At 30.6% G+C, this 12,347-nt stretch carries 12 protein-coding genes and 1 pseudogene; 6 read left to right on the forward strand and 7 right to left on the reverse strand.

The genetic code is table 11. The features are described from left to right. Positions 1–664: 664 nt before the first annotated feature. Both F0000_RS22380 and F0000_RS22385 read right to left on the reverse strand, forming a co-directional pair. Positions 665–1,528, reverse strand: coding sequence for an RNA polymerase sigma factor RpoD/SigA (locus F0000_RS22380; protein ID WP_027395748.1), 864 nt, complete (start codon positions 1,526–1,528; stop codon positions 665–667). Positions 1,529–1,731: 203 nt separating this feature from the next. Next, positions 1,732–2,790 carry a hypothetical protein gene (locus tag F0000_RS22385; protein WP_255452851.1) on the reverse strand — a complete coding sequence of 353 codons (1,059 nt, stop codon included), beginning with the start codon at positions 2,788–2,790 and terminating at the stop codon, positions 1,732–1,734. A gap of 171 nt (positions 2,791–2,961) precedes the next feature. On the opposite strand from F0000_RS22385, the gene F0000_RS22390 reads away from it, so the two are divergent. Next, positions 2,962–3,786, forward strand: a complete 825-nt coding sequence (locus tag F0000_RS22390; protein WP_149626954.1) for a hypothetical protein — start codon at positions 2,962–2,964, stop codon at positions 3,784–3,786. A gap of 580 nt (positions 3,787–4,366) precedes the next feature. Here the strand turns inward: F0000_RS22390 and F0000_RS22395 are convergent. From F0000_RS22395 to F0000_RS22410, 4 genes are all read right to left on the reverse strand, one after another. Then, complete coding sequence (locus F0000_RS22395) at positions 4,367–5,980, reverse strand: hypothetical protein (RefSeq protein WP_149626955.1); 1,614 nt, start codon at positions 5,978–5,980, stop codon at positions 4,367–4,369. Further along, positions 5,970–6,527: an RNA polymerase sigma factor gene (locus tag F0000_RS22400; protein WP_149626956.1), complete on the reverse strand. Its 558-nt coding sequence runs from the start codon at positions 6,525–6,527 to the stop codon at positions 5,970–5,972. Before F0000_RS22400 ends, F0000_RS22395 begins: the two co-directional genes overlap by 11 nt. Positions 6,528–6,627: 100 nt before the next feature. Then, positions 6,628–7,884 carry a hypothetical protein gene (locus F0000_RS22405; RefSeq protein WP_149626957.1) on the reverse strand — a complete coding sequence of 419 codons (1,257 nt, stop codon included), beginning with the start codon at positions 7,882–7,884 and terminating at the stop codon, positions 6,628–6,630. 137 nt (positions 7,885–8,021) lie between these two features. Then, entirely contained in the window at positions 8,022–8,300 is a 279-nt protein-coding gene (locus F0000_RS22410; RefSeq protein WP_149626958.1) for a hypothetical protein, read from the reverse strand. Positions 8,301–8,612: 312 nt separating this feature from the next. On the opposite strand from F0000_RS22410, the gene F0000_RS22415 reads away from it, so the two are divergent. The 3 genes from F0000_RS22415 to F0000_RS22425 all read left to right on the forward strand — a co-directional run bounded on the left by F0000_RS22415 (position 8,613) and on the right by F0000_RS22425 (position 10,195). Then, positions 8,613–9,344 carry a hypothetical protein gene (locus F0000_RS22415; RefSeq protein ID WP_149626959.1) on the forward strand — a complete coding sequence of 244 codons (732 nt, stop codon included), beginning with the start codon at positions 8,613–8,615 and terminating at the stop codon, positions 9,342–9,344. Positions 9,345–9,771: 427 nt separating this feature from the next. Continuing rightward, positions 9,772–10,032 carry a hypothetical protein gene (locus tag F0000_RS22420; RefSeq protein WP_149626960.1) on the forward strand — a complete coding sequence of 87 codons (261 nt, stop codon included), beginning with the start codon at positions 9,772–9,774 and terminating at the stop codon, positions 10,030–10,032. Continuing rightward, entirely contained in the window at positions 10,007–10,195 is a 189-nt protein-coding gene (locus tag F0000_RS22425; protein ID WP_149626961.1) for a hypothetical protein, read from the forward strand. Before F0000_RS22420 ends, F0000_RS22425 begins: the two co-directional genes overlap by 26 nt. 184 nt (positions 10,196–10,379) lie before the next feature. On the opposite strand, the pseudogene F0000_RS22430 reads toward F0000_RS22425, so the two are convergent. Further along, positions 10,380–10,751, reverse strand: a pseudogene (locus F0000_RS22430) (S1 RNA-binding domain-containing protein); the annotation flags it as partial. A gap of 469 nt (positions 10,752–11,220) precedes the next feature. Here F0000_RS22430 and F0000_RS22435 point away from each other — a divergent pair. Beyond that, positions 11,221–11,928, forward strand: coding sequence for a hypothetical protein (locus tag F0000_RS22435; RefSeq protein ID WP_149626962.1), 708 nt, complete (start codon positions 11,221–11,223; stop codon positions 11,926–11,928). A 156-nt stretch (positions 11,929–12,084) separates the two neighbouring features. Beyond that, entirely contained in the window at positions 12,085–12,303 is a 219-nt protein-coding gene (locus F0000_RS22440; protein WP_149626963.1) for a hypothetical protein, read from the forward strand. Positions 12,304–12,347: the final 44 nt, after the last annotated feature.

The raw sequence follows: 12,347 nt of genomic DNA on the forward strand, positions 1-12,347 counted from the left end.
ATCGGATAGCACTTGATTTAGCGACCAAGCCCCAGGAGGGCTCTGGGAGCTAGCTCCCAGAGCCCTCCTGGGGCTTAACCCTGAGACAGGGTTATAATTACACTTCCGCCTACGGTTGACAATTGACATATAATACGATTTATAACTAAAAATTTCGCATATTCATCGTTTCTTTTTCCTTTCTACTTCGTTTAAAAAATAAACCGTAGCTATAGCTATGCTTGATTTTTTTGCCTTGCATAAAGAAAAAATAATTCAATGAATTTATACGAATTTTTTAATCACAAATCGTATAAGACAAGTATATAATGTTTTATGACATACCATTCTTTGTTTAATTTGTATTCTTGTTCTTCAGGAGTAAAGCTATCCAATTGTTCGTTTTTTTCCCTCTAAATAAAATTCTTGGTTCACTATATTGCTTCTCAAAAAATAGCACATTTTCTGGTACATTTAGTAATTCTTTAAGTGATTCAGGCATAATATAAATGAATAAAATACTTACAAGTCTAATGTTTACGGGGCTTTCCTGAATCAAGATGCAATATAATAAATACTGCATAAATGAAAAAACCTCCGGTAATCAGCCGGAGGTCATTCATCAATCAAAAAACGAACAGTTATGTTATAAACTGTTTGTAACTGCAATTTAGGAAATTAAAAATTATCCTAAATAAGTTTTCAATATTTTACTACGAGATGTATGTTTTAATCTACGAATAGCTTTTTCTTTTATTTGTCGTACACGCTCTCTTGTTAAATCAAAAGTTTCTCCAATTTCTTCTAGTGTCATGGGATGTTGATCTCCAAGGCCAAAATATAGGCGTATTACATCTGCTTCTCTCGGAGTCAGCGTTTCCAAAGCACGTTCTATTTCTGTGCGCAGCGATTCGTGTAACAAGGATCTATCTGGATTCGGTGACTCACCAGAATTTAGTACATCATAAAGATTAGAATCTTCTCCTTCTACAAGAGGTGCATCCATACTTACGTGACGACCAGAGTTTTTCATAGACTCTTTCACGTCATTGATAGTCATATCCAGTTCTTTGGCAATTTCTTCTGCACTTGGAGGGCGCTCGTGAGATTGCTCTAAAAAAGCATAGGTTTTATTGATCTTATTTATAGAACCAATTTTATTTAATGGCAGACGCACAATACGTGATTGTTCTGCTAATGCTTGTAGGATAGATTGACGAATCCACCATACGGCATAGGATATAAATTTAAAACCTCTGGTTTCATCAAAACGTTTTGCAGCTTTGATCAATCCTAAATTACCTTCATTAATCAAATCGGGTAAAGTAAGTCCTTGGTTTTGATATTGTTTAGCAACAGATACTACAAATCGTAAGTTTGCTTTTGTTAATTTTTCAAGGGCTCTCTCATCTCCCGCTTTTATTCGCTGAGCTAATTCTACCTCCTCATCGGCAGTAATAAGATCTACTTTACCTATTTCCTGCAAATACTTATCCAGCGATGCAGTTTCACGATTCGTTACCTGCTTCGTAATCTTAAGTTGTCTCATCTGTATTGTCCTTGAAATTTAATAATATGAATATTTTAGGGCTTCGTTTTATTTATAATACGTATTAAGTTACCAAAATGTTACAAAAAAGTGAATTTTTTTAATTTTCCACCTTTTAAAACCCAACTAAAACTCGTAAAATTAGTCGTATAGCAATTAAAAAAATTACAATTTTCACTAGTAAATTCAAAGGATATATGATATTATTCGAATTCTAAAATGTTTTTTGCAATGATTAGTGATCTCAATGCATCAATTTTTTTGTGCATTTTGTTAAAAAATAAATTTCTTTCTTTTTCTCCTGCAGAGCTTAATAATTTGGAGCCATCCATCTGGATTTTTAAGAATTTTTCTGCCTGATCACAGGTAACAACGTCATTGGTTCTATAATAAGATAAGATTGTAAAAGGAACATATAATGATCTTTCTGTAGGAGTTTTTACTAAAACCCTATTGTTCATTAATAGTAATTCGTTATAGTAAAACTTAAAATTATTTTTTTGAAGAATTATTTTTTTTGAAATCGAATTAAGAAGTTCTTGTAAGTCATCACATATTTCCAAAGCATCTTTTGAAGTCAAGGCATTTGATTCAAAATAAAAATGGATTTGTTTTAATGTGCTATTGATCGTAGTGACATCCCATATCTCTGTTGCATAGAGGTCATTGTATACGTTTCCGAGAAGTTTTGCGGCTTCTATTAAGGATAATGAAGGATTAAAGCCTGTGAATTTAGTGTCACTAAGTTCAGTATCCATAATTTTTAACCAGACATACATTTTAAATTTGGATAATAAGTTATCATCAGAAGTGTAAAATATTGGTAGGTCTTTTGCAGAATAGATCATTTCTACCTCTGGATTATTGATAAATGGTAATAATGAATTATAAGAATTTTTATAATATGCCAGTAAACTATCCATGTCCTTAACAGGAGCAGTTTTTTTTACAGCGACAATATGTTCATCCTCATTAGAAAACAATTGATCAATAGAAAGGTTAAAATATTTTGCTAGTAGTACTCCTTCTTCTAGTGATAGCTTACTTTTATTACTTATTCTACGATGTGCGGCATCATAGCTGATATCCAATGCCATAGCAATCTTATCAATAAAAGAATTTTTGGAGCTGATTTGTTTCTTAATAAGTGCTAAAAAGTTTTCCTGAATCATAGTATTCTGTATATAGTGATTAGGTAAATTAAAAACTAAATGTAAATTAAATTTTGTGTTTTTTGCAAAAGAATACCTTTTTATTCGCATTTCCCGCTTTTATATATAAATAAAATCCTCATTAAATAAGGTTTACTTGATTTTATGACAATTAGTCTTTGTGATTATCACAAGGATTGATTGAGATCTTCGCATTTTGAACAACTGTAGTTTTGATTTTGCTTCTATGTTTGGACTAAATAACATAAAAACAAAATAATGATGAGCAGGTTACTATTAATTTTAATTTTATCTCAAATCTTGACTTCTTGCGGAGGAGGAACACCGATATTTACCAAAAGATTTACTAATGCCAGCCGTGGTTCTGTTAATTCTTATGTAGCAAAACCGGTATATGAAGGAGAAAATACTTCTGCAGTATATGCTTCGGGAAATATTGATTTTGCAAAACATGAACAATTTAGACAGGCAGAAAGCGACAAAAAAACGATAGTATCGTTAGATATATATAAATCGTTTACTAAAAAAAGATGGAATTTCTTTTATGGGGCTAGCTCAGCGTATGGAGTATTTACATTCAAAGGAGAAGAATTAGATATAAACAGGAATCCATCTATTATTGAAGCCAACGAGAAACACGATTTTTATAATATCGGCTTAAAAGGTGGGTTTAATTATAAGATTTCGACTTCTAAATTTGAATTTCGATTCATTGGATTGAAAATGCTCTTTAATCATGAGTTTGGTTCCTACCAGGATAAACTATCTGCTATAGAGGATGTGGATGAGTCTGATCGATTAGAAAATTATAAAGTATTTAATAAAAATCCTTTTTTTACTGTATTAATAGAAAAAGAAATAGAATATAAAATAAACAAAAACAATTCTGTAAGTATAGGCTGTTTTTCGGGAGTAAATTCTATTGATTTTGAGAATTCTGAAATGTACGGGTTTATGGGGAGTTATAAATTCAAACGGTTTGTTCTTAGCTATCAGTACGAAGCTTCATTAATAGATGAACAATATCCAGAAACTAAAAAGAGTGGTTCTCACAAAGTTGGGGCGGCATACCGGCTTTTTAAGTAAAAAAACATTTTCAACGATAATCTGAAGGCATTTTTTTTGCAACAAACTTATTTTGAATAGTGATTTTAACCTTTAATACGATTTGTGATTAAAAAATTCGTATAAATTCATTGAATTATTTTTTCTTTATGCAAGGCAAAAAAATCAAGCATAGCTATAGCTACGGTTTATTTTTTAAACGAAGTAGAAAGGAAAAAGAAGCGATGAATATGCGAAATTTTTAGTTATAAATCGTATAATACCATTTCCACCTTGAAATTATCCACTAAAATTTGTTCTTTTCCCCTTATGCTTCAAAATAAAAATTAACCGTAGATTAGGCTATGCAGAACTTTTCTTTTTTGCCTAAAGAAAAAACAACTGTATTTTATTTGGGTAATTTTAAAGCAAAAATGATATAAATTCGACTTTTGTGCTATATGGAAGAAGCTTTTTTCTTTACAATGCTTAAAAGTTCTAAAAGATAAACTACCTCATATAAATCTTGCGGGTTAAGGCATGGCTCAAGATGAATTCTTTTTATGACTATCATATTAGATGATAACACGATTTTTTTTAGTAGATTCTACTCTTTTAAGATTTAAAAATCTAATGATAATCCTGTCTGGATAGTGATGTAGAGCGGTTTATAATTTTTAGAATTTGTACTGGCATTTTGTAACTGATAATTTAATAATGGTTCTATAGTAAGATGGATATTACCAAATAATTGATATTTAAAACCAGCTCCAAAATTTAGGCTACTATTGGTTGGTTTTATTCTGCTGTTTTCTCTTAATCTAAAATCATTTGAACCAGAATGTAGGATAATATCTTTTTTTTGCAAGACTAAAAAACTTATACCACTGATTAATGAAAGACTATATTTTGTATTAATAAGATTATAGTTTATTGCAGCAGATATTTCATGATACTCTAATCTTTGAGTGAGGTCTATTGATTCTTGATTCGATATACTCTGAGCCATAGTATCTGATAAAAGAATGCCTGTATCCAGAAGAGTATTGGGAAATGTATCAGTAGTGTTTGATATCAGGTCACTATTTATGCCATTGGTTTTTGTGTTTATTTTTAGTCTGTTATACCCAATTCTTAAGCCTGTTTTGTTTGTTAATGAGGTGGTTAATACACCTCCATAACCTAATGTGAGTTCTGAGTTTTTAATATTATTTGCAAGCTGATCACTAATTAAAGAACCGTTTTTAGCGATATTATATGTAGGTATCAAGTGGATCGAAAAACTAATTTTTTTAGCATTTTTACGCTTCAATGGGTTTACAGAAGTTAAGGTGTCTTTTTTCTTAAGCGGTAGTAAATAGATTAAAGTGTCTTTAGCTGTTTTTTCTGGAATTGTTCTTTCTGCGACTTCCTGTTCTTTTTTAGCGTTTTTATCCCTTTTAGTTGCTGTGCCTGTTTGAGTAACCAGAGTTTTGCTAGTATGTGATATGGAATCTATAGCTGGCACTATTTTTTTTTGGTGATTATTTGATTTATAAGGTTTTTGGTCTGAAAAGGAGGTTCTTTTTGAATTGTTTTCAGGGATTGTCGTTAAGATCTCGTGCTGAATATTATTTTTATTCACAACGGTATCAGGATTTGTAGTAGTCGTAATTTGTTTTTTTTGTGTAAGGCGATTTTTCGGGAAGGTATTTTCTTTATTAATGGTTATAGCATCTGTTTTTTCTGCTTTTGGATTTTTTAATGAATACGATACAACATGCTTCTTGTTGTTATTTTGTTTTATTGTTTTTTGTAATTTTTTTTGATTAACCAATTTATAGGTTTTACCATTTTTTTGATTTACCAATTTATAGGTTTTACCATTTTTTTGATTTGCTTCTGAGTTTATGATATCTCCTTCTTCAGAATAATTGTTATCTACTAGATGTATTGTTTTTGGGGTTGTAGCCGTATGCTCTTTATCGCATTCGTTTTTTACTACTTGGTTTTTATTATTAATGTTATTATCTATCTCGATATTAGATGTGTTTTGATAGTTCCAGAAAGCAATAGAAATAACAGATATAGCTAATACTAAAATGCCCATGGCTGTTTTCCATCGTGTAACTGTTTTATGATTATTTTCTTTATCCAATACAGATTCAATATCGTTCCAATTGATATGTACTGGAGATTTTTCAAAATCTGAGAGTCGTTCCTTGAATGCTTTTCCTATATCTTTTTTAGTATCCATTACTTGTCACAATTTTTTTTTGATAGTCTTCCTTAGATGATATCATAGTTCTCAATAGTATTTTTGACCTATGCAAATTAGATTTTGATGTTCCTTCAGATATTTTTAGCATTTGAGCTATTTCTTTATGCGAATAATCATCGAGTTCATATAAACTAAAAACCAATCGATATTTAGGCGGTAACTTTTGTATGAAGCCTAATAATTCATCTATAGAAAAATGGAATGACTCTACATCAATATTGGTATCAGAAATTAATTCTTCTTTCAAAGGAGTGTTTATGGTTATCTCAAGTTTATATCGATCAATTGCCTTGTTGATTGTTATTCTTTTCATCCAGCCTTCAAAAGATCCTTTAAACTGATATTGATTAATTTTTTTGAAAATAGACAAAAAAGAGTCTTGTAGATTGTCTTCTGCTTCAGCATTATTTTTACAATACTTCAAGCACAAGGCAAAAAGTTTATCTCTATAGAGATGAAACAATTCACTTTGTGCTTTGCGATTGTTTTTTTGACACTCTTTAATTAACTTTTTTTCGTCCAATCCTTTTATGAGTATAACGTATTAGATCTGTTTTTTTTAATGTATTGTTGATTCATAAAACAGTAAAATGAGTCAAAATATCGTAATTTATCAGATCGTCTTATTGTTCATTGCATGAGGTAACATCTATTGTTTTTGATAAAGTTTTCTCAAATGAAGTTATTGGTTGTTGTATATACCGAAAGGATGTATTAATAAGTAATTTATCAATTATCTGAGTATATTCTAGATTATTTGTGTTTACTGATGATACAGATGTAAGCGATAAAAACTTTGAGTCTTTTAAAGAACCAACTTTTTGTAAGATAGCGTCAGGTATTTCTTGTATTTTATATTTTGTATCCATAATTTCTTCAGAAATTATTTCCCAGGTGATCTTTTTAAGATCTTTAGTATTCCATTTCCAACTTGAATATAGATAAGAAATATTATTTTCTGTCGATGAAATAGACATATTTTCAAAAGTACTATTGTTTATGTTAATTTTTGGATCTATAAAATCAAACATTGTTGGGATTTTACCATTGGTATGTTGAGTATAGATATTATTATCTTGTTTGGCGGTTAACTTTAGTTTAAAATATTGAAAATCAGATGGCGTATAGGCTTGTATCGTATCTGTAATGGTACCAGGATCAAGATCGCTGTATAAAATATAATCTCCAATAGGATTAAGACTGTCTTTTTTTATTCCTGTTAGAGCTATTGCATAGTCAAAATCACCTGTCAAACTGGGTTTAGAGAATATATTGTGTATGTTTTCCATGGGTATACTATTATTTAAGTCTATCACTTGGTCACTATTATTTTCTAAATTTAAAGTTTGAAATTTAGGCGTATTATTTGACGATGTAATCGTAGTGACACATAATAAAGGAAGGTTTTCATAAAACTGATATGTAAATGTAAAATCCAATATAAAATTAGCAGGGCTAAAAGCACCAGACCGGGCTAGTACAATCCTATTAAAATCTGTTGGAAAATTATTTACCGTAAGCTTTGTAGATGAATCAGGAAAAGGAGCTGCATTAACTAATGTTATTGATTTGCCTATAGGAATATCAAGATAGCTTTTTGCAGCTGCCGAATACTCTGATACAGTAAAGGTTGTTACTGCGATTTTTTCTCCAGTGTATGATAAGTCTTTTATTTCTAATTTGTCAGAATTAAAGAGTTCGCCATAGGCTAAGTCCTCTCCATCTTCTCCTTTAATTGAATAAAACAGTCTAGTACCAGAAAAAATAGCGTTGTTTTCGATATCTATAGTAAAAATGATATTAGAGTCAGGTATTGTTATATCATCTGATGGGTTACATCCAATGATTAGTATTAATAGGCATAAGAAAGCTTTTTTCATGATTTTTTTTAATTTTAAGATTGTACAACCAATAGACTAGAGATTTCTATAAGGTTGCTTATGTATTTGATTTTTATTTTAATGGTTCTAAAAATAGAGATGTTATCAAGCTTGAACAGGTTACAGGAATATGACAATTACTCATCGCAAGGTTCTGCAAATAATACAATTCTTGTAATTTCAGAAATATGAGTGTCACTATCTTTTGTTAGTACAAAGGCAATCTGAGGGTTTGTGGTATTCTGATAAGAGGATGTATCTAGTGCGTTGATCTGCAATTCCGCCTCATCTATTGTTTCGTAAAATGTTAGCTCTTTGACAGGAGAATCAGGTGCTTCCGGAAAAGAAATAATACAGTCTTTATAGTCATTGAGTATAAATTCTGCAGTATTTTCTGAATCCGAAATGCTGCACACTCTGAATTCTACATAGTCACAGTTGTTCTCGATGTTACAGTTTTTTTTGATTTCAAAATTTTGTTCTCCATTATCAATGAGAATAGTATCTTCATCAATGATGTGTCTAAAAGGTTGCGCTCTTATGATCTGTTCTTTTATTAAAAAGTTTTTGAAAGTATTTTGTTTAGATCAAAAAGCGAGCTGACCATACCTTGATGAGACTAATTTGTGATTTTCACAAAAAAAATATTTTTTACTTGTGGTTATTCTCTTTAGAATGACTTTTGTCACAATAGTTTTGATCCATATAATCATTAAAAAACAAGTAAGATGAAGAATAGAATATTGGTAGCTTTAGTATTATTGGGTTCAGTTACAATGGCTCAAGAACGTAAAACAAATGCTAGCCCCAAAAAAACAAAACTATTCAGTCTCTCTCCGATTCACTCGGATATAACAAAAGTCAACGGACTGGTCATGGGAGCAGGACATTATGAAAATAAAAGAATAGAACATCAAAAAGTCAATGGTGTCAATATTGATGTCCTTCATCCAGCTCCTCTGGCATTACTAACTTTTGGTTTAGAGATTCCAATTAGGTTACTGCCTATAGGATTAACATATACCAATAACACAGGTATTCATGTTTTGGATAAGAGCAATGAAAATGTAAAACTGTCAATGAATGGGTTGAATGCGAGTGTAGGAGGGTTTTATGAAGGAACGAATTTTAATGGACTAAACGTTTCTTTAATAGCTATAGTTAAAAGATTAAACGGAGTATCTACAGCACCAGTGGTTAATAGTTCTGAGCTTTTTAATGGTATACAGATTGCTGCGATTGCTAATTTGACTGAGAAAGGCAATGGTATGCAGGTTGCTATTTCTAATGTAGCTGGAAAATTTAAAGGAGTTCAGGTCGGATTGTTTAATAAAAGTGGTGATCAACGAGGTCTACAATTTGGATTATGGAATAGAAATGCCAGAAGGTCATTGCCTTTTATTAATTGGCAATTTTCTAAAAAGAAAACGAAATCTAAATCTAAATCTAAAGAGTCTTAGTTGTAAAAATCATTAACAATCGATCAGTAGAAGACGATTATGGTACTGAAGCTTTTTATGTCCTTACTGAAAGACTTAGGTTAACGGACATATAATAGGTTGTCATTAAGATGTTACCAGAATCTTAATAAGATTTTAATTGGTAATGATCTAAGGCGGAATCAGACAGTACATTTTGGGAGAGTGAGATCATACTTGTAATATTTAATGCTGAATCGGTATAAAGCATTTATGGAGATTGTTTTTAAACAAATTCAAAGCACAAAATAATGTAATCATAATGACGCTTCTAATTCTTTTGAAGATATTTTGTCTAATGATTGTTGTTTGCGATTATCACAAAATTAAAATTTTAACCACCTGTTTTTAACAGTTGTAGCTACTAAATTGCCTCTATGTTTGGGATATTAAACAAATTTAATTTTTTATGAAGAAAATATTTAACACAGTGCTATTGATGTGTATGATTACTTTTGTGTCAATAGGTCAGGAGCACTCTAAAAGCGAATCAGGATTAAAACTTAGATCTATACAATCAGGTTTCGGGGGATATTATTTAAAATTTAAAAAGGATAGATTGTCTAATAATAACGATAGTTTTGGGCCGACCTTTATCAATCTGATTTCCATGTCTATAAAAAAGAATATTTTTTTCTTTAGAATTGGAGATAGGACAAGAGGTTTATAGTGGTGACGGTTTTTATACATTTAATTTTCTATATGGAAGAGAACTGGAATTAACAACATGGTTAAAAGTAGAAGGCAATGCAGGCTTAGGGTTATATCATTTTAAGACTGATGAAAACGATGAGTTTGATCAAAAATACCTTAGGAGTTCCTATGAATGCTAAATTAATGTTCTATCCTGCGAGGCGATTTGCTTTAGGCTTAGGCTCTGGCGTAAATTTTAATTCTATAAATACTACGTGTTCGTTGAATACAGTCTTTCAGTTTAATTAGAAAGATAGATATATAAAAGCAAAAACCGCCTTCAATACAATTCATTGAAGGCGGTTTTTATATAATATAAAAAGATTAATTATCTTTTCTATCCTGTCTTGGTTTTCTGTCACCTCTCGGTTTATCACCACGAGATTTGTCACCTTCTGGTCTCGGAGGTCTTGGGAGTAGTGCTTTTCTAGAAACTTTTTCTTTGCGTGTTCTGGAATCAATACCAAAATATTTTACGTCAAAGATATCGCCCATTTTTACAACATCACTTACATTCTCAGTACGTTCCCAGGCTAATTCTGAAACGTGTAATAAAACTTCATTTCCTGGAGCTTCTGCATATTCTACGACAGCACCAAAATCCAACATTTTAATCACTTTTACTTCATACACGCTACCGACTACAGGCTTAAATGTAATAGAATCTATTTTTGCTAATACAGCATTAATTCCTTTCAGGAGCTTATTTGATACGACAACGATCAGCCAATCAAGCATCTAAACTTTTTGATTCTAAAATATCATATAAAATCCCCAATATAGACTTGTAACTTTTATAACAACAGTAGTTAATAGTATCTAGCAAATAATCTGTGAATTCTAAATATTTACAAAAATTGCGCGAACTGATGTTAATTCTTGCTAAATGTACTCTATTTTTTTTATCATTTCGAGGCTTATAATTAGTATAACTAAAATGTGTCAGTTTAAATATTAGATAAATTTTATAGGATATCTCAAACAGATGTGCTTGGTGTTAAACTGAATTCGAAGATGTTTTTTTCTATAAATGCCTCGGGATTGTCCCAAAGTAGTTCACTGTTTGTAATTATCACAATTATTAAATTTTAGAACCGTATTTTTTACAATTGAGAGCGATAATTAGGTTTTATGTTTGACTCATTAAATAATAAACAATTTAATTATGAGAAAGCTAAGGAATATAATTACGATATCTTTAATAAGTATAGCATATTTAGGATATGGACAGGATTTAAAATCAAATGCTATAGAACAAACAGCAAAAAAATCAATTTCGTATTACTTCGGTTTAGGAAAATTATTAAATGCAGAAAGTACAATTGCTGAAGTATATACCGGAATAAATCTAGAAAAAAAGAATGGATGGGGGTTTGGGCTTAACCTTAAAGCCTTTGCTTATAAAAACCCTATTTCAGATGAATTACCTCCAGTTAATCAGGTATTAAATTTTGAAGGAGACCAATTACCGGAAGGAATACCTTCATATTTTATTGGAGGTAGAGGATCAAATAACTTTTTTGCGTTATCGCCAAATATTTTCAAGTCTTTTAATCTTAATAATAAAAAGACATTAAGATTATTTATACACGCAGGACCTTCAGTAGTTTATACAGAGGATGTAAACTATAGAATTACATATTTGCCAGATGTTAATGGGACATTTGCTGGTGGAGGGAGAGAAGAGCATTTGAAATATAGAGAGGACGGTACAAATAATGATTTTTTCATAGGAGGATATTCCGAACTGTCAGCGCAGCTTGCATTAACCAGATTTATGGGGCTAGAATTTTCTGCAACAGGAAATATTAATGGTAGGCGAAATACATATGGAATACAATTCGGATTAATTTTAGGGAGATTAAAAATTTAATTAAGCAAAAGATTGTAAGTTTTTGTTCTGATAACATATCTGTTTGTTTGATATTTTTTATTTTGAGTTAGAGACAGGAAAATAGATAGCATTCTCAGGGACTCAATACAGTATTTTTCTGTTAATTTTCATATAGAAGTGAATTAAATTAACGAGATGATTAAGGGAGAAAGAGAAGGCAATGCAGGCTTAGGGTCATATCATTTTAAGACTGATGAAAACGATGAGTTTGATCAAAATACCTTAGGAGTTCCTATGAATGCTAAATTAATGTTCTATCCTGCGAGGCGATTTGCTTTAGGCTTAGGTTCTGGCGTAAATTTTAATTCTATAAATACTACGTATTCGTTGAATACAGTCTTTCAGTTTAATTAGAAAGATAGATATATAAAAGCAAAAACCGCCTTCAATACAATTCA

The sequence above is a fragment of the Aquimarina sp. RZ0 genome, assembly GCF_008370685.1.
Classification (GTDB): Bacteria; Bacteroidota; Bacteroidia; order Flavobacteriales; family Flavobacteriaceae; genus Aquimarina.